The sequence below is a fragment of the Citrobacter sp. Res13-Sevr-PEB04-36 genome (assembly GCF_015672735.1).
GTDB lineage: Bacteria > Pseudomonadota > Gammaproteobacteria > Enterobacterales > Enterobacteriaceae > Citrobacter.
The window spans coordinates 117,260-140,166 of the sequence record NZ_JADABY010000007.1; the positions used below are offsets into that span (position 1 = coordinate 117,260).

At 52.5% G+C, this 22,907-nt stretch carries 20 protein-coding genes; 11 read left to right on the plus strand and 9 right to left on the minus strand.

Annotated elements, in window-relative coordinates; genetic code table 11:
* Positions 1 to 34: 34 nt before the first annotated feature.
* Together IMQ48_RS02315 and IMQ48_RS02320 are read right to left on the minus strand one after the other, a co-directional pair.
* Positions 35 to 976: an electron transfer flavoprotein subunit alpha/FixB family protein gene (locus tag IMQ48_RS02315; protein ID WP_196207744.1), complete on the minus strand. Its 942-nt coding sequence runs from the start codon at positions 974 to 976 to the stop codon at positions 35 to 37.
* Between the two features lie 15 nt (positions 977 to 991).
* Positions 992 to 1,762, minus strand: coding sequence for an electron transfer flavoprotein FixA (locus IMQ48_RS02320; RefSeq protein WP_181498957.1), 771 nt, complete (start codon positions 1,760 to 1,762; stop codon positions 992 to 994).
* A gap of 481 nt (positions 1,763 to 2,243) precedes the next feature.
* On the opposite strand from IMQ48_RS02320, the gene caiT reads away from it, so the two are divergent.
* From caiT to caiE, 6 genes are all read left to right on the plus strand, one after another.
* Entirely contained in the window at positions 2,244 to 3,761 is a 1,518-nt protein-coding gene (gene caiT, locus IMQ48_RS02325; protein WP_181498956.1) for an L-carnitine/gamma-butyrobetaine antiporter, read from the plus strand.
* A gap of 33 nt (positions 3,762 to 3,794) precedes the next feature.
* Complete coding sequence (caiA, locus tag IMQ48_RS02330) at positions 3,795 to 4,937, plus strand: crotonobetainyl-CoA dehydrogenase (RefSeq protein ID WP_181498955.1); 1,143 nt, start codon at positions 3,795 to 3,797, stop codon at positions 4,935 to 4,937.
* A gap of 105 nt (positions 4,938 to 5,042) precedes the next feature.
* The gene (gene caiB, locus IMQ48_RS02335) at positions 5,043 to 6,260 is read left to right on the plus strand and encodes an L-carnitine CoA-transferase (protein ID WP_196207745.1); all 1,218 of its coding nucleotides are present in this window, start codon (positions 5,043 to 5,045) and stop codon (positions 6,258 to 6,260) included.
* 63 nt (positions 6,261 to 6,323) lie between these two features.
* Positions 6,324 to 7,877: a crotonobetaine/carnitine-CoA ligase gene (gene caiC / locus IMQ48_RS02340; RefSeq protein WP_196207746.1), complete on the plus strand. Its 1,554-nt coding sequence runs from the start codon at positions 6,324 to 6,326 to the stop codon at positions 7,875 to 7,877.
* A gap of 53 nt (positions 7,878 to 7,930) precedes the next feature.
* Positions 7,931 to 8,716 carry a crotonobetainyl-CoA hydratase gene (caiD, locus tag IMQ48_RS02345; protein ID WP_196207747.1) on the plus strand — a complete coding sequence of 262 codons (786 nt, stop codon included), beginning with the start codon at positions 7,931 to 7,933 and terminating at the stop codon, positions 8,714 to 8,716.
* Between the two features lie 93 nt (positions 8,717 to 8,809).
* Positions 8,810 to 9,406, plus strand: coding sequence for a carnitine operon protein CaiE (gene caiE, locus IMQ48_RS02350; RefSeq protein ID WP_196207748.1), 597 nt, complete (start codon positions 8,810 to 8,812; stop codon positions 9,404 to 9,406).
* 76 nt (positions 9,407 to 9,482) lie between these two features.
* Here caiE and caiF read toward each other — a convergent pair whose 3' ends face one another.
* The 5 genes from caiF to IMQ48_RS02375 all read right to left on the minus strand — a co-directional run bounded on the left by caiF (position 9,483) and on the right by IMQ48_RS02375 (position 16,963).
* The gene (gene caiF / locus IMQ48_RS02355; protein ID WP_196207749.1) at positions 9,483 to 9,878 is read right to left on the minus strand and encodes a carnitine metabolism transcriptional regulator CaiF; all 396 of its coding nucleotides are present in this window, start codon (positions 9,876 to 9,878) and stop codon (positions 9,483 to 9,485) included.
* Between the two features lie 275 nt (positions 9,879 to 10,153).
* Positions 10,154 to 13,378 carry a carbamoyl-phosphate synthase large subunit gene (carB, locus tag IMQ48_RS02360; protein WP_196207750.1) on the minus strand — a complete coding sequence of 1,075 codons (3,225 nt, stop codon included), beginning with the start codon at positions 13,376 to 13,378 and terminating at the stop codon, positions 10,154 to 10,156.
* 18 nt (positions 13,379 to 13,396) lie between these two features.
* Positions 13,397 to 14,545, minus strand: coding sequence for a glutamine-hydrolyzing carbamoyl-phosphate synthase small subunit (gene carA / locus IMQ48_RS02365; protein WP_196207751.1), 1,149 nt, complete (start codon positions 14,543 to 14,545; stop codon positions 13,397 to 13,399).
* Between the two features lie 455 nt (positions 14,546 to 15,000).
* Positions 15,001 to 15,822, minus strand: coding sequence for a 4-hydroxy-tetrahydrodipicolinate reductase (gene dapB, locus IMQ48_RS02370; RefSeq protein ID WP_196207752.1), 822 nt, complete (start codon positions 15,820 to 15,822; stop codon positions 15,001 to 15,003).
* A 133-nt stretch (positions 15,823 to 15,955) separates the two neighbouring features.
* Entirely contained in the window at positions 15,956 to 16,963 is a 1,008-nt protein-coding gene (locus IMQ48_RS02375; RefSeq protein ID WP_196207753.1) for a LacI family DNA-binding transcriptional regulator, read from the minus strand.
* A 189-nt stretch (positions 16,964 to 17,152) separates the two neighbouring features.
* Between IMQ48_RS02375 and IMQ48_RS02380 the strand changes: the two genes are divergently transcribed.
* From IMQ48_RS02380 to IMQ48_RS02400, 5 genes are read left to right on the plus strand one after another with little or no spacing between them, the layout of a single operon-like run.
* Positions 17,153 to 18,898, plus strand: coding sequence for a class I mannose-6-phosphate isomerase (locus IMQ48_RS02380; protein ID WP_196207754.1), 1,746 nt, complete (start codon positions 17,153 to 17,155; stop codon positions 18,896 to 18,898).
* 4 nt (positions 18,899 to 18,902) lie between these two features.
* Positions 18,903 to 19,331: a PTS sugar transporter subunit IIA gene (locus IMQ48_RS02385; protein ID WP_196207755.1), complete on the plus strand. Its 429-nt coding sequence runs from the start codon at positions 18,903 to 18,905 to the stop codon at positions 19,329 to 19,331.
* A gap of 11 nt (positions 19,332 to 19,342) precedes the next feature.
* Positions 19,343 to 19,837, plus strand: a complete 495-nt coding sequence (locus IMQ48_RS02390) for a PTS sugar transporter subunit IIB (RefSeq protein WP_196207756.1) — start codon at positions 19,343 to 19,345, stop codon at positions 19,835 to 19,837.
* Between the two features lie 10 nt (positions 19,838 to 19,847).
* Positions 19,848 to 20,645 (plus strand): PTS sugar transporter subunit IIC, encoded by a 798-nt coding sequence (locus tag IMQ48_RS02395; RefSeq protein ID WP_196207757.1) that lies wholly within the window; start codon positions 19,848 to 19,850, stop codon positions 20,643 to 20,645.
* A complete protein-coding gene (locus tag IMQ48_RS02400) occupies positions 20,645 to 21,463 on the plus strand; it encodes a PTS system mannose/fructose/sorbose family transporter subunit IID (RefSeq protein ID WP_196207758.1) in 819 nt (272 codons plus the stop codon). The genes IMQ48_RS02395 and IMQ48_RS02400 overlap by 1 nt, the downstream gene beginning before the upstream one ends.
* Before the next feature lie 70 nt (positions 21,464 to 21,533).
* On the opposite strand, the gene IMQ48_RS02405 is transcribed toward IMQ48_RS02400, so the two are convergent.
* Positions 21,534 to 22,316, minus strand: coding sequence for a glucose-6-phosphate isomerase family protein (locus IMQ48_RS02405; RefSeq protein WP_196207759.1), 783 nt, complete (start codon positions 22,314 to 22,316; stop codon positions 21,534 to 21,536).
* The gene (locus tag IMQ48_RS02410) at positions 22,309 to 22,872 is read right to left on the minus strand and encodes a glucose-6-phosphate isomerase family protein (protein ID WP_196207760.1); all 564 of its coding nucleotides are present in this window, start codon (positions 22,870 to 22,872) and stop codon (positions 22,309 to 22,311) included. Before IMQ48_RS02410 ends, IMQ48_RS02405 begins: the two co-directional genes overlap by 8 nt.
* Between the last annotated feature and the right edge of the window lie 35 nt (positions 22,873 to 22,907).

A 22,907-nucleotide genomic window follows, 5' to 3' on the forward strand; every position in this document is an offset into this window, starting at 1 on the left:
CGGCAGAGTACTGTCGTACTCTGCCCGGAATGGTTTAGCGCGCTAATGCGGCCGTCAGCGCAGGCAGGATCTTCAGCGCATCGCCAACGATGCCAAAGTCTGCGTACTGGAAGATCGGGGCATTTTTGTCTTTGTTGATGGCAAAAATCGTCTGTGCGCCGTTCGCGCCCACCATGTGCTGAATCTGCCCGGAGATCCCCACCGCCAGATACAGCTCAGGCTTGAGCATCAGATTGGAGATACCGACGTAGCGTTCATGCTCCATCCACTTCTCGTTTTCCGCCACCGGACGGGAACAGGCCAGCTCAGCGCCCATGGCCTGACACAGCGCTTCCGCCAGCGAGATATTCTCTTTGCTGCCAATACCGCGTCCCACGCTGACCACCAGTCGCGCTTTGTCGAGATCGACGCTGTTGCTCTTACGCGCCTGCGTGGCGGTGCGGGTGACCGCGACAGCCGGGGTCTGCCACTGCACCTCATGCCTCTCGCCGCTGCGGGACGAATCTGGCTGTATCGCATCAAACGTTCCGCTGCCGAGCGTAACCACCGCAAATGGTGAGGTGATGGTTTCCGCCCCCATTGCCAGACCGCCATACACCATGTGTTTGACCGCCATATTGCCGTCCTGCACCGTCACCGCGCTGGCATCGTTAGACACCGCAGCCGACAAGCGAAAGCCCAGCTTTGCCGCCAGCAGTTTGCCGCGACGCGTATTCGGCAGCAGTACTGCACCACCTTCACTGTGCTGACGAATGGTCTGGGCCATCACGCCCGCATAATCTTCAATCATCCGGTCATCTGGCTTACCGCTGAGCAGCCAAACATGGTTGGCGCCCAGCTGAATTGCCATCGCACTCTCAGCCTCGTTCAATACGAACGCGTTAATTTTTTCACCTAAAGCCTGCGCGCCATTCATCAGTTCCGGCAGACGAGAAGGGGTATCGCTGAATACCCAGACACTGGAAAACTTGTTCATAACATCCCCTGATAATTAAATGATTTTGCGCAGATTCTCGACAAACACGGCAATCTGTTCTTCACCGTCACCTTCAATCACAACACGCTGACGCTCGCGTTGCTTCGGTGCAGCAACCTGTTGGACGGAATACGCATCCACGCTATTTAGCGCAATATCCACTGGCGACCAGACCTGAACCGGTTTTTTCGCTGCGCCAAGAATGGCTTTCATGGAAGGGATTTGTGGTGTGTTGATGTCGGTAGAGACCGCAATCACCGCCGGAAGCGGGATGCTCAGGGTTTCAATTTCATCTTCCAGCTCACGTTCTACCGTGAGGGTGTTTTCCGTCAGCGAGAGGATCTTGCTGACGCCGTTAATCGCCGGGATATTCAACGTTTCGCCCACCAGCAGACCGACCTGCTGCGCATAGAGATCGGAAGACCCATCGCCGCAGATAATCAGATCAAAACCAGATTTTTGTGCCGCGGCAGCCAGCGCTGTCGCCGTCTGCTGTGGCAGCGCCTGTTCGAACCTATCGTCAATCACCACGATCAATTCATCAGGGCCACGAGAAAGCACATCTTTGCGCCCTTTAGCATTGGTCAACGCTTTGCCACCCACGCTCAGCGCAACAACCTGAGCCTCTCCCAACTGCTGTTTTAACTGGCAGGCAGCTTCTATCGCATTCAGATCGTACTGACTAATTTTGGCGTCAGCCTTGCTGAGATCCAGAGAACCATCAGCATTATTAATCACAATATCCTGTTCATCAGGCACGCATTTGTAGCAAGTAATTATCTTCATTGCATCTCCAGAAATCATGAAGGAAACGTTATTCATATCGGCGGTGTTAAATACAGATATCACGCTCTTTAATTCGGAAATAAAACATTGATCACCAATATTGAAAATGTCACACATTGATATTTGTAACTTTCAATAGTGTTACGCATCTCACCAATATTGAAAATCGCCTGTCAAACATGAAAGTTTTCAATATTGTTTACTGGCTCAACAATATTGAAAGACAACCACTTAAAAAACTTAAAAAACAAACATCAACAAATTGATTAATAACAATAAAATTCATAAAAACCATCAAAACTACCAGCGTAAAAAAATGTGACGAGCATAACAGAACCACCGGTAACGAATACCCATTATGAGTTACTCACCGAGGCGCCCCAAAGGTTAAATAGTTATCAACAAATCATTAATAATAAATATACAAAACAGCACAATCGGGAACGCTAAATAAATTTCGTTTTCACACTGGAATTCACTTATGAAAAATGAAAAGAAGAAGTCGGGAATAGAACCTAAGGTTTTTTTTCCGCCATTAATAATTGTCGGAATACTTTGTTGGCTAACAGTTCGAGATCTTGATGCCGCGAATGTGGTTATTAATGCGGTATTCAGTTATGTCACCAATGTCTGGGGCTGGGCATTTGAATGGTATATGGTCATCATGCTGTTCGGCTGGTTCTGGCTGGTCTTTGGCCCCTATGCCAAAAAGAAATTAGGTGATGAAAAACCGGAGTTTAGCACCGCCAGCTGGATTTTTATGATGTTCGCCTCCTGTACATCGGCTGCCGTGCTGTTCTGGGGTTCAATAGAGATTTACTACTATATTTCCACCCCGCCCTTTGCTCTCGCCCCCAACTCCACGGGTGCAAAAGAACTGGGGCTGGCATACAGCCTGTTCCATTGGGGACCGCTGCCATGGGCAACCTATAGCTTCCTTTCAGTGGCCTTCGCCTACTTTTTCTTTGTACGCAAGATGGACGTCATCCGTCCCAGCTCCACGCTGGTACCGTTGGTTGGCGAGAAACATGCCAAAGGGTTATTCGGCACCATCGTCGACAACTTCTACCTGGTCGCGCTGATCTTCGCGATGGGGACCAGTCTTGGCCTGGCGACACCATTGGTGACCGAGTGCATCCAGTATCTGTTCGGCATTCCGCACACATTGCAATTAGACGCCATCATCATTACCTGCTGGATCATTCTGAACGCCATTTGCGTGGCATGTGGTTTGCAAAAAGGGGTGAAGATCGCCAGCGACATTCGTAGCTATCTGAGCTTCCTGATGCTGGGCTGGGTGTTTATCGTCAGCGGTGCCAGCTTCATCATGAACTACTTCACCGACTCCGTCGGCATGCTGATGATGTATTTGCCACGCATGCTGTTCTATACCGATGCTATCGGTAAAGGCGGTTTCCCGCAGGGCTGGACTGTCTTCTACTGGGCATGGTGGGTAATTTATGCCATCCAGATGAGTATCTTCCTCGCCCGTATTTCGCGTGGCCGTACCGTACGTGAACTGTGCTTCGGCATGGTGCTGGGTCTGACCGCTTCCACCTGGATCCTGTGGACCGTTCTTGGCAGCAACACGCTGCTGTTGATGGATAAAAACATTCTCAACATCCCGCAACTGATTGAGCAACACGGCGTGGCGCGCGCCATCATCGAAACCTGGGCCGCATTGCCGTTCAGCACCGCCACCATGTGGGGATTCTTTATCCTCTGCTTTATCGCCACCGTTACCCTGATTAACGCCTGCTCTTATACCCTGGCGATGTCCACCTGCCGCGAAGTCCGCGACGGCGAAGAACCGCCGCTGCTGATCCGCATCGGCTGGTCGGTACTGGTCGGCGTCATCGGTATTGTTCTGCTGGCGCTGGGCGGATTGAAGCCCATCCAGACGGCGATTATTGCCGGAGGATGCCCGCTGTTCTTCGTCAACATTATGGTCACGCTGTCCTTTATTAAAGACGCCAAAGTGCACTGGAAAGACAAGTAAGTTTAATTAACCCATTACTGAAGAGGCTTGAAGATGGATTTCAATTTGAATGACGAGCAGGAACTGTTTGTCGCAGGTATTCGTGAACTGATGGCCAGTGAGAACTGGGAAGCTTACTTTGCCGAGTGCGATCGTGACAGCGTCTACCCGGAACGTTTTGTAAAAGCGCTGGCGGATATGGGTATCGATAGCCTGCTGATCCCGGAAGAACACGGCGGTCTGGAAGCCGGTTTCGTCACCGTTGCCGCGGTATGGATGGAATTGGGTCGCCTTGGCGCACCGACTTACGTGCTGTATCAATTACCGGGGGGTTTTAACACATTCCTGCGTGAAGGTACCCAGGAACAAATTGATAAAATCATGGCATTCCAGGGCACCGGTAAGCAGATGTGGAACTCCGCCATTACCGAACCGGGAGCAGGATCGGATGTTGGCAGTCTGAAAACCACTTATACACGCAAAGATGGTAAGGTTTATCTTAATGGCAGTAAGTGCTTTATCACCAGTAGCGCCTACACCCCGTATGTTGTGGTAATGGCACGAGATGGTGCTTCACCGGATAAACCTGTTTACACCGAGTGGTTTGTTGATATGAGCAAGGCCGGTATCAAGGTCAACAAGCTGGAGAAGCTCGGCCTGCGCATGGACAGTTGCTGTGAAATTACTTTTGATGACGTCGAACTGGATGAAAAAGACATGTTCGGTCGGGAAGGTAATGGCTTTAACCGCGTGAAAGAAGAGTTTGACCACGAACGTTTCCTCGTCGCCCTGACCAACTACGGTACGGCAATGTGCGCCTTTGAAGATGCGGCGCGCTACGCCAATCAGCGCGTCCAGTTTGGCGAAGCGATCGGTCGTTTCCAGCTAATTCAGGAGAAGTTTGCACATATGGCGATCAAACTGAACTCCATGAAAAACATGCTGCTGGAAGCCGCGTGGAAAGCAGATAACGGCACCATTACCTCGGGAGATGCGGCGATGTGCAAATACTTCTGCGCCAACGCCGCGTTTGAGGTCGTAGACAGCGCCATGCAGGTACTGGGCGGCGTGGGTATTGCGGGCAATCATCGCATCACGCGCTTCTGGCGTGACCTACGCGTTGACCGTGTTTCCGGTGGCTCTGATGAAATGCAGATCCTGACGTTGGGTCGTGCGGTACTCAAGCAATACCGCTAATTCAGCACGATTCGTAGGCCGGAAAAGGCGTTTACGCCGCCATCCGGCAACATGCCCGGTGACACTGTGCTTACCGGGCCTACAAAAAATGCCAGGAGCTAAATTATGAATCATTTACCAATGCCTGCGTTTGGCCCGCTTGCCGGGGTACGGGTTGTCTTTTCAGGAATAGAAATCGCCGGTCCGTTCGCCGGACAGATGTTTGCCGAATGGGGCGCAGAGGTTATCTGGATTGAAAACGTCGCCTGGGCCGATACCATCCGCGTACAACCCAACTACCCGCAGCTGTCACGCCGCAACCTGCACGCCCTGTCACTCAATATTTTCAAAGATGAAGGCCGGGAAGCGTTTCTGAAGCTTATGGAAACCACCGACATTTTCATTGAAGCCAGTAAAGGCCCAGCCTTTGCCCGCCGGGGTATTACCGATGACGTGTTATGGGAACACAACCCGAAGCTGGTTATCGCTCACCTCTCCGGCTTCGGCCAGTATGGCACCGATGAGTACACCAACCTCCCGGCGTACAACACCATCGCCCAGGCATTCAGCGGTTATCTGATTCAAAACGGCGACGTTGACCAGCCGATGCCGGCCTTCCCTTACACCGCCGATTACTTCTCCGGCATGACCGCCACCACGGCAGCCCTGGCGGCCCTGTATAAAGTGCGCGAAACGGGTAAAGGCGAAAGTATTGATATAGCCATGTACGAAGTCATGCTGCGTATGGGCCAGTACTTCATGATGGATTACTTCAACGGCGGTGAAGTTTGCCCGCGCATGACCAAAGGTAAAGACCCCTACTACGCCGGCTGCGGCCTGTATAAATGCGCCGACGGCTACATCGTGATGGAACTGGTTGGCATTACGCAAATCAACGAATGCTTCAAGGATATTGGTCTGGCGCACATTCTTGGCACACCAGAAGTCCCTGAAGGTACACAGCTTATCCATCGCGTTGAGTGCCCGTACGGCCCGTTAGTCGAAGAGAAACTGGATGCCTGGCTGGCGGAACACACCATTGCAGATGTTCAGGCGCGCTTTGCCGAACTGAATATCGCCTGCGCGAAAGTACTGACAATTCCGGAACTGGAAGCCAACCCGCAGTACGTAGCCCGTGAATCTATTACCCAGTGGCAAACGATGGACGGTCGCACCTGTAAAGGCCCCAACATCATGCCGAAATTCAAAAACAACCCAGGGAAAATCTGGCGTGGCATGCCGACACACGGTATGGATACCGCCGCCATTCTGAAAAATATTGGTTACAGCGAAGCAGACATTAATGAGCTGGTCGGCAAAGGCCTGGCCAGAGTTGAGGATTAAACGCGATGCGCTGACTAGCTTTGCGGGTTAGCGCTCACGCCTGATTTCAGTGGATAAGGTAAAATGGATATCGTTGGCGGACAAAACTTACGTCAGATGTGGGACGACCTGGCCGGGGTATACGGAGATAAAACGGCGCTTATTTTCGAATCCTGCGAAGGAAACGTTAGACAGTTTAGCTATGCCTCACTTAATGAAGAGATTAACCGTACGGCGAACCTTTTTCATTCATTAGGCATACGCAAAGGCGACAAGGTCGCATTACATCTGGATAACTGCCCGGAGTTTATCTTTTGCTGGTTTGGACTGGCAAAAATTGGCGCCATTATGGTGCCTGTTAATGCCCGCTTGCTGGGGGAAGAAAGCGCCTGGATCCTGCAAAACAGTCTGGTCAGCTTGCTGGTCACCAGCGCCCAGTTTTATCCAATGTACCGCCAGATAAAACGGGAAAATACTACCCCGCTCAACCACATTTGTTTAATAGGCGAGCAGGTTCCGGCTGACGATAGCGTGAGCCATTTTTCTCAGCTCAAGGATCAGCAGCCGACAACGCTGTGCTATACGCCACCGTTATCCACTGATGACACAGCAGAAATTCTGTTTACCTCTGGCACCACCTCACGTCCCAAAGGGGTGGTCATTACCCACTATAACCTGCGTTTTGCCGGTTACTACTCCGCCTGGCAGTGCGCCCTGCGCGACGACGACGTCTACCTGACGGTAATGCCCGCTTTCCATATCGACTGCCAGTGTACGGCAGCCATGGCGGCTTTTTCCGCAGGCAGTACCTTTGTGCTGATAGAGAAATACAGCGCCCGGGCCTTCTGGGACCAGGTACGCAAATATCAGGCGACGGTGACGGAATGCATTCCGATGATGATCCGCACCCTGATGGTACAGCCCGCAAGCCCGACAGACAGGCAGCACAAGCTGCGCGAAGTGATGTTCTACCTCAATTTGTCGGTGCAGGAAAAAGACGAGTTTATCGCGCGCTTTGGCGTCAGGCTGCTGACCTCCTACGGCATGACGGAAACCATCGTCGGTATTATTGGCGACCGCCCCGGTGACAAGCGTCGCTGGCCTTCTATTGGCCGCGTGGGCTTTAGCTATGAAGCCGAAATTCGTGACGATCATAATCAGGTACTACCCGCCGGAGAGATTGGCGAAATCTGCATTAAAGGCGTGCCGGGTAAAACGATATTTAAAGAGTACTATGCGCAACCGCAGGCCACTGCCAATGCGCTGGAGTCAGACGGCTGGCTGCATACCGGTGATTCCGGCTACCGCGATGAAGACGGTTTTTTCTATTTCGTTGACCGGCGCTGCAACATGATTAAACGCGGTGGGGAAAATGTTTCCTGCGTCGAACTGGAAAATATTATCTCTGCTCACCCTAAAATTCAGGACATTGTCATCGTCGGTATTAAAGACGCTATCCGCGATGAGGCGATTAAAGCCTTTATTGTATTGAATGAGGGTGAAACATTAAGCGAAGCGGAATTCTTCAGTTTCTGCGAAAGCAATATGGCGAAATTTAAGGTTCCCTCATTTATGGAGATAAGAGCCGACCTGCCGCGTAATTGTTCAGGAAAAATAATCAAAAAGAATCTGAAATAAACCCACTGGCAGGAATTTCTCCTGCCGGTAAACCTATTTTTTGGAGATGAACTATGAGTGAATCATTACATCTGACCCGCAACGGCCCGATTCTGGAAATTACATTAGACAGGCCCAAAGCGAATGCCATTGACGCCAAAACCAGTTTTGCCATGGGCGAGGCTTTTCTTAATTTCCGTGATGACCCGGAATTACGTGTGGCGATCATCACCGGCGGCGGCGAAAAATTCTTTTCCGCAGGCTGGGACTTAAAAGCAGCGGCTGAAGGTGAAGCGCCGGATGCCGATTTTGGTCCAGGTGGTTTTGCCGGGTTAACCGAAATTTTCGACCTCGATAAACCGGTCATCGCCGCGGTAAACGGCTATGCGTTTGGCGGTGGTTTTGAATTGGCGCTGGCGGCGGATTTTATCGTCTGTGCGGAAAACGCCAGCTTCGCGCTGCCGGAAGCCAAGCTCGGTATCGTGCCAGACAGCGGCGGTGTGCTGCGTCTGCCGAAGCTGCTGCCGCCTGCTATCGTCAACGAAATGGTGATGACCGGCAGACGAATGGGTGCCGAAGAAGCGCTGCGCTGGGGGATTGTGAACCGCGTCGTCAGCCAGGCTGAACTGATGGACAGCGCCCGCGAACTGGCGCAGCAGCTGGTGAATAGCGCTCCACTGGCTATTGCCGCACTGAAAGAGATTTACCGCGCGACCAGCGAAATGCCGGTAGAAGAAGGCTACCGCTACATCCGCAGCGGCGTGCTGAAGCATTACCCATCCGTGTTGCACTCTGAAGATGCGCTTGAAGGGCCGCAGGCGTTTGCCGAAAAACGCGATCCGGTGTGGAAAGGACGTTAATGTGCTGATGCCGGATGGCGCTTTGCTTATCCGGCCTACAAAAAATGCACACTCGTAGGCCGCGTTATCCGGCAAAAACAACTGAGGAATATCGTGAGTTATTATGCGTTTGAAGGTCTGATCCCGGTGGTACATCCAGAGGCTTATGTCCACCCCAGTGCAGTGCTGATTGGCGATGTCATTGTGGGTGCCGGGGTTTATATTGGTCCGCACGCATCATTGCGCGGCGACTATGGCCGCCTGATCCTTGAAGCGGGATCTAATCTTCAGGATGGCTGCATCATGCACGGCTACTGCGACACCGACACCATCGTGCATGAGAATGGACACATCGGACACGGCGCAATCTTGCATGGCTGCATAATTGGCCGCGATGCGCTGGTTGGCATGAACAGCGTCATTATGGACGGCGCGATCATTGGCGAAGAGAGCATTGTCGCCGCCATGAGTTTTGTTAAAGCCGGATTTATCGGTGAGGCGAGGCAGATGCTGGTCGGTTCACCCGCCCGCATACTGCGTGAAGTGACAGACCAGGAGATGCACTGGAAGCGGCTGAATACCAAAGAGTATCAGGACCTCGCGGTCCGTTATCGGATAGGATTACACGAAACACAGCCGTTAACGCTGGTTGATAAAAATCGCCCACGGTTGAAGGGTACGACGGATGTGAAGCCAAAATCAGCACAGTAATTGATGCCGGATGCGCTCACGCTTATCCGGCCTACGATTCAATCACCGTTTATGCCGCCATCAGGCAAACTGACAATTAGCGACGCATACTCTTGGAGAGCATCATCTGCCATTTCTGCTCGCGATTGAGTTCTGTTGGGGGAACTGCAGACAGTCGCGGCGTTTTCGCCACGCTCACCTTTTTTTCCTGCAAATTGTGATTCAATCGGCGGTAGAGATGAGAATCAATGCTGATGACTTTCACCAGACGCTGGCACTGACAGCCCCGACCTGCAATCTGATTAGGAATCATCTTAACTTCACAAACAATTTCTCCCACTTCTGACAGAATATAGGAGAGCGTATTAATCGCTTTGCTGTGTTCAATATCAAAATGGCGGGAAATTTCCTTTGCCGTGACCCAACGATCTTCAGCCATGATCCAGTCAGCAATTAACAAATAAAGCGGTCTTTCAACATATTTTTCACACATAAGCACACCATTTCACAAATTAAAAATCTGGCTACGGCCTGTCTGGATAAATAAAAACAAAGCCCTATTAAAATTGTGTATATGAGAGATAGTATGCGACTTGAATGTTGATTAGTGTGAGCAACATCGTGCTTATTACATTGAAAATGTGGTTATGAAACCGCATTTAGTCAGGACTGGTCTTACAAGATATAAAAAAAGGGTTTCTTTACAGAAACCCTTACGAATTATATTGCAGACTCGGTTAGCGCAAATATTACCGAACCTGCAGTTTATTACTTTTTGATCTGCGCGTGCATTTCCTGAACGGAGGTCACTTTTTCGGTAGCATCCGCATTCAACGCCATCGCCGTGGCGAAACCGCCATTCAGTGTGGTGTCATAATGGACTTTGTACTGCAACGCACTGCGGCGAATCAGCTTGGAGTCTTCGATCGCCTGACGCCCTTCAGTGGTGTTGATGATGTAAGTGTACTCGCCATTCTTGATACGGTCCTGAATGTGAGGACGACCTTCATGCACCTTGTTCACCAGACGCGGGTTAATACCGGCTTCACCCAGCACAATTGCCGTACCGTGCGTAGCATCCAGCTCGAAACCAAACTTCAGCAGCTTCGCCGCCAGGTCAACAACGCGTTCTTTATCACCTTCACGCACAGAGAGCAGCGCACGGCCCTGTTTCTTCATGGTTGAGCTGCTGCCTAGTTGCGCCTTGGCGAATGCTTCCGCAAAGGTGCGGCCTACGCCCATCACTTCGCCGGTAGAGCGCATTTCTGGCCCTAACAGGGGGTCAACGCCCGGGAACTTATTGAACGGCAGCACCACTTCTTTAACCGAATAGTACGGCGGGATAATTTCTTTGGTCACGCCCTGCTGTGCCAGCGTTTGACCGACCATCACGCGCGCCGCTACTTTTGCAAGCGCAACGCCGGTGGCTTTGGAGACAAACGGTACGGTACGCGCCGCACGCGGGTTGACTTCAATCAGGTAAACTTCGTTGTTCTTCACCGCAAACTGGACGTTCATCAAGCCGCGAACCTGCAGTTCGAAGGCCAGCTTCTGTACCTGTTGGCGCATCACGTCCTGAATTTCCTGGCTTAGCGTGTAGGCTGGCAAAGAGCACGCGGAGTCACCGGAGTGAACGCCCGCCTGCTCGATGTGCTCCATAATGCCGCCAATCAGCACCATTTCGCCGTCGCAGATAGCATCTACGTCCACCTCAACCGCATCATCCAGGAAGCGGTCCAACAGGACCGGTGCATCGTTGGAGACACTGACCGCAGTCTGGAAGTAGCGACGCAGGTCGGCTTCGTCGTACACAATTTCCATTGCCCGACCACCGAGCACGTAGGATGGGCGAACCACCAGCGGGTAGCCAATCTCTTTTGCCTTCTCGACCGCCATTTCAATGGCGGTGACGGTGGCGTTGGCGGGTTGTTTCAGCTTCAGACGGTCAACCGCCTGCTGGAAACGCTCACGGTCTTCAGCGCGGTCAATCGCGTCCGGGCTGGTGCCTATAACCGGCACGCCTGCGGCTTCCAGCGCACGCGCCAGCTTCAGCGGGGTCTGCCCGCCATACTGCACGATAACGCCTTTCGGCTTCTCGATACGCACGATTTCCAGTACATCTTCGAACGTTACCGGTTCAAAGTACAGACGGTCAGAGGTGTCGTAGTCGGTAGAAACCGTTTCCGGGTTACAGTTGACCATAATGGTTTCATAACCGTCTTCGCGCAGCGCCAGCGAGGCGTGTACGCAGCAGTAATCGAATTCGATACCCTGACCGATACGGTTCGGACCGCCGCCCAGCACCATAATTTTGTCGCGATCCTGAGTCGGGTTCGCTTCACACTCTTCTTCATACGTGGAGTACATGTAGGCGGTATCGGTGGAGAATTCCGCCGCGCAGGTATCCACACGCTTATAAACCGGGTGCAGCTTATACTGTTCGCGCAGCTTGCGGATTTCCGCTTCACGCACGCCAGCCAGTTTTGCCAGACGCGCATCGGCAAAACCTTTACGCTTAAGCTGGCGCAGGAAATCAGCGTCGAGACCGTTAATGCCCAGCTCTGCGACATGTTCTTCCAGACGCACCAGTTCTTCAATCTGCACCAGGAACCATCGGTCGATGTTGGTCAGGTTGAAGACACCATCAACGGACAGGCCCGCGCGGAACGCATCGGCGATGTACCAGATACGCTCGGCGCCCGCATCTTTCAGCTCGCGACGAATCTTGGTCAGCGCTTCCGGGTCATCCAGGCTCACTTTCGGGTCGAAACCGGTGGCGCCCACTTCCAGACCGCGCAGCGCTTTTTGCAGCGATTCCTGCTGGGTACGGCCAATCGCCATCACTTCGCCGACGGACTTCATCTGTGTCGTCAGACGGTCATTAGCACCGGCAAACTTCTCGAAGTTAAAGCGCGGGATCTTAGTCACAACGTAGTCGATGGACGGTTCGAACGATGCCGGGGTGCGACCACCGGTGATGTCGTTCATCAGCTCATCGAGGGTGTAACCGACCGCCAGTTTCGCCGCCACTTTAGCAATCGGGAAACCGGTCGCTTTCGAGGCCAGCGCTGAGGAACGAGAAACGCGCGGGTTCATTTCAATAACAATCAGGCGGCCATTTTTCGGATTAACCGCAAACTGTACGTTAGAACCGCCGGTTTCTACGCCGATTTCACGCAGTACCGCCATCGAAGCGTTACGCATGATTTGATATTCTTTGTCAGTCAGCGTCTGGGCAGGCGCCACGGTGATGGAGTCACCCGTGTGGATGCCCATCGCATCGAAGTTTTCAATCGAGCAGACAATGATGCAGTTGTCGTTTTTATCACGCACCACTTCCATCTCGTACTCTTTCCAGCCAATCAGCGACTCATCAATCAGCAGCTCTTTAGTTGGGGAAAGATCCAGACCGCGCTCGCAAATTTCTTCGAACTCTTCACGGTTATAGGCGATACCGCCGCCGGTACCACCCATGGTGAAGCTAGGCCGGATAATGCAAGGGAAGCCGACGTCAGCGGCAACCGCCAGTGCTTCTTCCATGGTGTGGGCGATGCCAGAACGCGCGGTGTCGAGGCCAATTTTCTTCATCGCAATGTCGAAGCGACGGCGATCTTCGGCTTTATCAATCGCATCAGCGGTGGCGCCAATCATGGTCACGCCGAACTCTTCGAGTACGCCCTGACGCTCCAGCTCCAGCGCACAGTTCAGTGCCGTCTGGCCGCCCATGGTCGGCAGCACCGCATCCGGGCGCTCTTTTTCGATAATTTTGCGTACCACTTCCCAGTGAATCGGCTCGATGTAAGTGGCATCGGCCATTTCCGGGTCGGTCATGATGGTCGCCGGGTTGGAGTTGACCAGAATAACGCGGTAACCCTCTTCACGCAGGGCTTTACACGCTTGCGCACCGGAATAGTCAAACTCACACGCCTGGCCGATAACAATCGGACCCGCGCCCAGAATCAGGATACTTTTTATGTCTGTACGTTTTGGCATGGCTCTTTTAACTCCTGATTATTTCGCGGACTGACGGTATTGCTCAATAAGCTCGATAAAGTGGTCGAACAGCGGCGCAGCATCATGCGGCCCCGGGCTCGCTTCAGGGTGCCCCTGGAAGCTAAACGCCGGTTTATCGGTGCGGTGGATACCCTGCAGGGTGCCATCGAACAGTGATTTGTGCGTGACGCGCAAGGTCGCAGGCATCGAGGCTTCATCCACCGCAAAACCGTGGTTCTGCGCGGTAATCATCACGGTATTGTTATCAATATCTTTTACCGGGTGGTTGCCGCCGTGGTGGCCAAACTTCATCTTAATGGTCTTCGCACCGCTCGCCAGCGCCAGTAACTGATGGCCGAGGCAGATGCCAAATACCGGAATATCGGTTTCGAGGAATGTCTGAATTGCAGCAATCGCGTAATCACACGGTGCCGGGTCGCCAGGACCGTTGGACAGGAAGATACCGTCCGGATTCATCTTCAATACGTCTTCTGCGGAGGTCTGTGCCGGCACAACCGTCAGGCGGCAGCCGCGGTCCACCAACATACGCAGGATGTTACGTTTTGCGCCGAAATCGTAGGCAACCACGTGGAACGGGAGCTCATCGGCAGATTTCGCTTCCGGCAGCTCATCAGCCAGCGTCCAGCTACCTTGCGTCCAGCCATACGGCTCCGCCGTGGTGACTTCTTTCGCCAGATCCATGCCGTTCAGCCCCGGGAAGGCTTTCGCTTTTTCCAGCGCTAGCTGTGCATCCAGGTTATCCCCTGCGATGATGCAGCCGTTCTGAGCGCCTTTCTCGCGCAGCAGACGGGTCAACTTACGGGTATCGATATCGGCAATCGCCACGATGTTATGGCGCTTCAGGTAAGAAGAGAGGTCTTCAGTATTGCGGTAGTTGCTGGCAATCAGCGGCAGGTCGCGGATGACCAGGCCTTGCGCATGTACCTGAGAAGATTCTGCATCGGCTTCATTGGTGCCGACATTGCCGATATGAGGATAAGTAAGGGTGACGATTTGGCGGGAATAGGAAGGATCAGTGAGGATTTCTTGATAACCGGTCATTGAAGTATTGAAAACGACTTCCCCAACCGCCGAACCTGTTGCCCCGATGGCCCGACCGTGAAACTGGGTTCCGTCTTCCAGAACCAATAGCGCTGACTTAATCAAAACACCCTCCAGAGAATATTCACTCACTTTATTTGCATATTAATTCATTCAACCACTATGAATCAATGCAAATTTGCTTACCTATGGATTTCTGGCAAACGGCGGCATTCTAGAGACAGCCCGGATAAAAGTCTACCCAAAAGGGCAATTTTTATTATTATTTTACGCCACTGGGATGAATCATTCGATTTAACAGGCAAAAAGATCAGCTAAGTTGTGGTAGAAAACGCTTGCGGAAGACAAAGAATGTAAAAGATGGTCATCGCGATAAAGAAAGTGGACCATTTGGTCAAAATTCGCATAAAATCAACAAAAATACAGAGGAAAATAGGTAAAAACATGAATTTAAAACAAAACAAAGAACAATCAGGTTAAAATAAAAGGGCAATAAAATATTGCCCTATGTAATCAATAAATTATGATTACAACGACCACATCACGAAGGGTAAAAAAACTTATAAATTACGTAAATCCAGCACATCACGCATGTCAAAAAGACCGTTTGATTTATTTTTTAGCCACATCGCCGATCTCACGGCACCGTTGGCGAACGTCATACGACTGGACGCTTTATGTGTAATCTCAATACGTTCACCAATATCGGCGAACATCGCAGTATGTTCCCCGACGATGTCACCCGCTCGCACCGTGGCAAAACCGATAGTGCCAGGTACGCGCTCACCGGTGTAACCCACGCGTGAGTAGACTGCACAGTCCTTTAAATCTTTATCCAGCGCGCCGGCGATCGCCTCCCCCATCGCAAGAGCGGTACCTGACGGCGCATCCACTTTATGACGGTGATGGGCTTCGATAATTTCGATATCGGTGTAATCCCCCATCACTTTCGCCGCTTTTTCCAGCAGCTTCAGCATGACGTTCACGCCAACGCTAAAGTTAGCGGCAAAGACAATGCCAATCTCCTGCGCGGCATCGTGAATAGCCTGTTTGCCCGCCTCATCAAAGCCGGTGGTGCCAATCACCATCCCTTTACCGTGCTGACGACAAAACGCCAGGTGCACCAATGTGCCTTCCGGGCGGGTAAAATCGATGAAAACATCGAAATCATCTTTAATCGCCTCAAGGCTGCTCTTTACGGTAACGCCTGTCTTCCCGGCGCCCGCTAACTCTCCAGCATCACTGCCCAGTAGCGAAGACCCTTCGCGCTCCAGCGCCGCGCCGAGCTGTACGCCATCCATGCCGAGGGTGGCCTGAATCAATTGACGCCCCATGCGTCCTCCGGCTCCCGCGATGGCCACGCGGATTTGTGCATCATGCATAGGTATTCTCTTTTGTTAATTTTACGTGAATCGTTTTCAGAGTAACCAGCGTATCGCTACGCCGCCAGCCGAAAACGTCGATAATTAGAATTTAATGATAAACAGGCGGAGATATCAGTAAAAGGCATGACGATCAGCTAAAACCACATGATTCTCTGACCACCAGCGCAGGCGGCAGAATAATGCGTTTCGGTGGTTCGTCATTTCCTTGAATGCGACTATAAAGTAGCTCCCCCGCCTTGCGACCTATCTCTTTTGCGGCCACCGACACGGTGGTAAGCGCAGGCTGAACCAACGCAGCTTCGGTGATGTCATCGAACCCCACCAACGCAAAATCACGTCCAGGCTCACGCCCCATTTTGCGTAGCGCCTGCATGACCCCAAGCGCTACGATATCCTGATAACATACGGCGGCGGTAATTTGCGGATGGCGCAGAAGGAGAGACTCCGCCGCTTTTGCGCCGTCAATTTGGCTGGCCTGCGTCGCCACGATCCATTCCGGATTCGGTGATATTCCCTGCTCCAGCAATGTGCTGGTGAAGCCACCAATACGCTGTGCCCGACTCCCTGAACTGGGGCTACCACCAATAAACGCAATATTCTTGTGCCCCATTTTGACTAAATGGGTGGTCGCCATTTGCGTACCGAGAAAGTTATCGGTTCCCACAAAATCAAAATCAGGATCGCTAAGAGGACGGACCACCATGATGGCGGGAATGTTGCGCCTTTTCAGCGCTTCAAAAAAGGAGGTCGGCGTTTCCCTCGCGGCGCACAACACCATGCCACAAGCATTATTACGCATCAGCGAATCAACAAATTTTTGCTGCCGTTCTCCTGACTCTTCGCTATTTGCCAGAAACAACAGCAGGTCATGCCGTTCCATCTCGTGGCTTAGCCCTGCCGTCATCTCGCCGTAAAAAGGGTTAGTGATATCGTGTAACAACAATCCGACCTGATTACTACTCCGGTTACGCAGATTAGCAGCGGTTTGATTGTAAACGTAGCCCGCATCGTCCAGTGCTTTTAGCACACGGTCGCGTGTAGCCTGAGATATTCTCCCCCGGTTACGCAATACCATTGAAACGGTCGCCGTGGAGACTCCCGCGCGTTCAGCGACCTGCGCCAACGTGACTGTTGTCATGACTTCTCCTGGTTTTTGATCTCGGGTTAATCGAATAACCTAAATCTTGTCTTTTTACGTGTGATTCACATCACGCGAACGTGCTTTTCACCGCACTGGATTCTGAATATGGCGGGTTAATCGCGTTAACCACACTATGAAAATAAGGTTAATCGATTAATCTTAAATAAGCCAACACGGAGACAGAAAGTGCGTACAACCTATAATAAATTCCCTGAGGTTAACGTTCAGGGCTATGACAATCACGCCTGGCAGGGTTGGGCGTCGATCCATTCAATGCTTAACACCAGGGTTTCTACTGCGGCCAAAACCGTATTGATAGTGGATTGCTATCCAGGCGTACGGCTTGATGAGCTGGAGCAACAGCTCGTCACGACGTTAGATACTGCCCTGGTACTGAACATTGAATCTGCCCGCAGAGATGAGCAAGCTCTGCATGATTTACTGGCGCGCAACCTTACCGACGATCGCGTCTTTGGCGTCCTCTCCTGCCATCATCTGGATGAGTTTTTTGACAGCGACAAGCTCAGTCAACTCCGGCAACAGATTGATGCCGTCCCCGAAGGGTTGGTCGTCGTATATGGATCCGGCGCAGCGCTGGCACACCCCGGTGACGTGCTGGTTTATGCTGACCTTCCCCGCTGGGAAATTCAACAACGCATGCGCCATGACGGGCTGGGTAACTGGGGGGCAGAAAACCAGGATGAAGATATTCTTCGTCGTTACAAACGCGCTTTCTTCATTGAGTGGCGGGTATTCGACAGGCACAAAACGCCGTTACTCAAACGCGCTGATTATTTGCTTGATACCACGGTAGAAAATAACCCTGCGATGGTCAGCGGCGACGCGCTACGCGCCGGTCTGCAACAAACCACCGAACAACCGTTTCGCGTTGCCCCTTTCTTTGACCCAGGCGTCTGGGGCGGGCAATGGATGAAACAACAATTCGATCTCGATCCCTCAGCCCCCAATTACGCGTGGTGTTTTGATTGCGTGCCCGAGGAAAACAGCCTGTTACTGCGTTTTGGCAACGTGCGGATCGAGATCCCCTCTCAGGATCTGGTGCTGACCTTTCCCCGCCCACTGCTGGGCGAAAAAGTTCATGCGCGCTTTGGCGCGGAATTCCCGATCCGTTTTGACTTCCTCGACACTATTGGCGGCCAGAATTTGAGTTTTCAGGTTCATCCGCTCACTGAGTACATACAGCAACAGTTTGGTATGCACTATACCCAGGATGAGAGCTATTACATTCTCGAAGCCGAGCCGGACGCCGTGGTGTATCTCGGCACCAAAACCGGGATTGCACCGCAGGATATGCTCGACGATTTACGAGCTGCGGGTCGTGGCGAAAAAACGTTTGATGATGAGCGATTCGTGAATCAGATCCCTGCACATAAACACGACCACTTTCTGATCCCTGCAGGAACCGTGCACTGCTCAGGTGCGGGAACCATGGTCCTTGAGATCAGCGCAACACCGTATATCTTCACCTTCAAGCTGTGGGATTGGGGACGTTTAGGGTTAGACGGCTTGCCGCGTCCGGTCCATCTGGAACACGGTCAACAGGTGATCGACTGGCAGCGTGATACCCAATGGGTACACGATAACCTGGTCAACCGTATTGAACCCATCGCTGAAGGAGAAGGCTGGCGGGAAGAAAGAACCGGGATGCACGAGCGCGAGTTTATCGAAACGCGTCGCCATTGGTTTACGGCATCGGTAACTCACCATACCCATGGCGGCGTGAACGTCCTGAACCTGGTCGAAGGTACACAAGCCGTTGTCGAAAGCCCGAGCGGTGCGTTTCCCCCGTTTGTCGTCAACTATGCAGAGACCTTTATCATCCCAGCTGCCGTTGGAGAATATCGTATTTCACCGTTTGGTAAAGGCGTCGGTCAACAGCTCGCCACGATAAAAGCCTGGGTGAGAGGATAAGCGCATGATCAACATTATTGTTGCCACCCATGGCCCCCTGGCAGAAGCGCTTCTCGCCAGTGGCCGTATGGTTTACGGAGAATTACCGCATGTTTACCCCGTAATACTAAGCGAACAAGCGGGTATCGAAGGATTTAAACAGACGTTCTCTCAGGTTCTCGCGAGTGCCGGGAAAAACGCTGACGGTGTGCTGGTCCTGTGCGACATGCAAAGCGGCACACCGTGGAATGTCGCCTGCCATCATGCGTTTTCTTCACAAACCGTTCCTCCCGTGGCCGTAGTGGCAGGGGTCAATTTCCCGATGTTGCTGCAAAGCGAAGAGATATGCCATTTAACAGATGTTCACGCTGCAGCCGACGAGCTACTGGCGCTGACGCTACCCACACTGATTAAAGCCGCCCCGGTTTTATCCGTTCAGTCCGATGATTTTTAAAGGAAACCACTATGAGTATTTCTTTTGTACGTATCGATGACCGCGTAATCCATGGGCAGCTCGTGACACGTTGGGCCAAAGAGCTGCCCTGTGACGGCATTGTCGCCATTGACGATGCCGTCGCGGCCGACCCTCTGCTCTCTTCGGTGATGAAGGGTGCCGTTCAGGACACCAAAGTTTGGTTGTTTGATACGGCCACCGCGATCGAAAAGCTGCCAAAAGTTATTGCCAGCGAGAAACGTTATTTCGTCATTGGCAAATCCCCCATTACGCTCAAACGCATTGAAGAAGCAGGTATTAGCCTGAAAAATGCCAACGGCAAGATTAATGTGGGTCCGATGAGCGCTCGTGCTGATACCACTACCATCGGTCCGAATCAGTCGGTCAATGGGGATGAAATTGCCGCTTTTGACTGGCTGACGCAGCATGGACACCTGGTTGAGTTTCGCCTGGTTCCTGATGCCAGTTGCTACAGCTGGCAGGACGCACGTCAGAAACTGAAATAAGGAGCGCACGATGATTATCGAAGCTACGTTGATTGGCATACTTTGCTATCTCGGCGCCCTCAGCAGCCCCTGGCTTTTGGGACTGACCGGCGGCTGGTATCTGATCACCCGCCCGCTGATTTCAGGCATGCTGGTCGGGATTATTCTCGGCGACGTTAAAACAGGGATCATGATTGGCGTCGCAGTTCAGGCAGTGTATATCGCGATGGTAACGCCGGGCGGTTCGATGCCCGCCGATCTCAACTTTGTTGCTTACCCCGCGATTGCGTTAGGGATCCTTTCGGGAAAAGGACCAGAAGTCGCAGTCGCGCTGGCGGCGACCATCGGTATCGCCGGAACCATTTTGTTTAACGCGATGATGGTACTGAACTCCTTCTGGAATCACCGGGCAGATGTAGCGCTGGAACGGGGCGATGAACGTGGAATTTATCTGAACAGCGCCATCTGGCCGCAGGTGACAAACTTTGTCCTGCGTTTTGTACCGACCTTTATTGCGGTCTATTTCGGGGCGCAATACATCAGCGGTTTTATGGACAGTTTGCCAAAAATTGTTCTGTCGACGATGAACGTGCTGGGCGGCATTTTACCCGCCGTCGGGATCGCTATTTTGCTTAAGCAGATCATCAAAAACTACACCATGCTGATCTACTTTCTCGTCGGTTTCGTCTGCATCGTCTTTTTAAAACTCAACATGGTCGCGCTAGTGATCGTCGGTTCGCTATTGGCGTTGATCCATTACAACTACAAACCGGAACCGCCGCAGGCCACGAATGCAAAATCGGCAGTCGATGATGAGGATGAATTCTGATGGAAGAACGTACACTTACGCGTAAAGATCTGCGCCGCTGCTGGCGTGCATGGATGATGCATAACTTGTCATCCATGAGTTTTGAACGTCTGGAATCTTTTGGTTTTTGCCTGAGTATGCTGCCGGTGGCGAAAAAGCTTTACCCCGATGCAACCCAGCGTACTGAAATGCTGCGCCGCCACGCCTCATTCTATAATACAGAACCCCAGATAGGCGCTATCGTGAATGGCATGGTGCTGGGGCTGGAAGAGAAAAAGGCAAACGGAGAACCGATTGACGGAGAAACGATCAACACCCTGAAGGTTGGTTTGATGGGCCCTATTGCCGGGATCGGCGATTCAATGATCCCTGGCATGTTGATCCCGATCCTGCTCAGCATCGGCATGGCGCTGGCAGCCGGCGGTAACATTCTGGGGCCGCTGTTTTATACCGTTGCCTGGCTGGCCATCATCATTCCCGGTTCGTGGTTTTTATTCCTGAAAGGCTACAAAATGGGATCCGGCTCGGTGGAAATGCTGGTGAGCAGCAAGTCTGCCCGCCTGCGCGAAGCCCTGTCGCTGCTTGGTGTATTTGTTATGGGCGGCGTCGCAGCAAGCTACGTTAAGCTCGGCACCGGACTGGAATTCATCACCAAAGATGGAGTGAATATCCACGTTCAGCAGATGCTGGACGGTATCTTCCCACAGTTACTGCCGCTGATTGTGGTACTCGGTACCTGGTATCTGATGGCCAAGCGTGGTGTGTCGCCAGTGAAAGCGATGATTTTACTGTTGATACTGGCCGCCCTCGGCGTCGCCACGGGCCTGTTTGCGGGTTAGCGTCTCGCATTTTCCGGATGGCGCATACGCTTATCCGGCAAAATAAGTACCGGGGCATAGCCCCGGCTCTTTATGGATGAAAGTTTTGCCACAGCTCAGGGTGCCTGTCCGGGCGTGAGATAAATTGAAAACGTGCCGGGTCCTCAATAAATTGCTGGTAGACAGGTGCGGAAGTAATCGAAAATTCCGTATATTGCCGGGGCGTAATGGCCTGCAGTCGCCCGGGTACGTAACGTGGGTTATGCTGCCAGATAATATTGTTACCCTGCAGTAACGGGTACCATGCCAGCCCTTTATGCGCCCGCACGGCGTCGTATTCAAAACCATATTCACGGTCGCACCACGCACCAAAGGTTAGCGGTACATCCGGGTCTGCGGATATGGTCGCATGCCCCCAGCCGGGTGGTACCAACACTTTCTCACCGGGTCCGGCGATCACAGCAAAACAACGGCCTGGGTCATCCTCAACATACTCCTGCATATAGATTATCGCTTTTCCCTGCCAGATTTCGTAAAGCTCCGGCGGAGACCAGCCGCTGTGCTGGCTGATACGATGAATATGCCCCTGGCTACGCACCGGCTCTTCCCCCAGTCGCCCCGCGGCATAGGTCACCACACCAAACAGCAGCATCCGCTTTTTCAGCTCTTCACGATCCTGCATCCGTGCTACATCCATCGCAATGGCATACACCTCTTCCGGACCTTCACAGTGCGGATCGCGCAGTGAGGCGCGAATGTGATCGAGTCGGCGGATCTCCGGCATCGGGCCGGTGACTTCATCCCCATAGCTAAAGCCAAGCGGATGGTGATGCACCGTCATGTCCAGGCCGTAAGAATGCGCTAAATCAGCCATTCTGTACCTCCTTCGCCTGAACCGTCTTATTTTCCTCAAAGACTCTTATTCTGAAGCCTCTTGCCAGCGCCGCATAGTCATGGCCCGCAATCCCTGGCCATACGGCGAGCGCGGACAGCACCTCTGACCCGGTGTTAATTAACCGATGAGCGGTAAAGCCAGGGATGATGTGGACAGATCCCGCAAATACCTTTTCCAGCCGCGCTTCGCCCTGCTCAGTTTGCAGCAGCAGCAAACCACTGCCATGCAGGCCAAAATAGACTTCTCCCTGTTCGCGGCGCGCATGAAAATGCCCACGGGTCATAAAATACTCGCAGCCGACCCGGCCAGGATAAAGGTGGGTCACGCCGGTATAGAGTTCGCCTTCAGCGGGAGACGTATCCAGCATCTCAACGTCATACGCGACCTGCTCACCAGCCAGTTGCTGGCGGGCGTTTTCATCGATAAAAACGTCAGTAAGATCCTGAATACGGGTAGATTTACGCAATAACGGGCCATCAGCTAAAGCGCCGCTTGCCCACGCCACCTGCGGTGGCTGGATAAAAGAAAGGTTCATATGTGTCTCCGGCCCGAGGAGAACAACACTGTCAG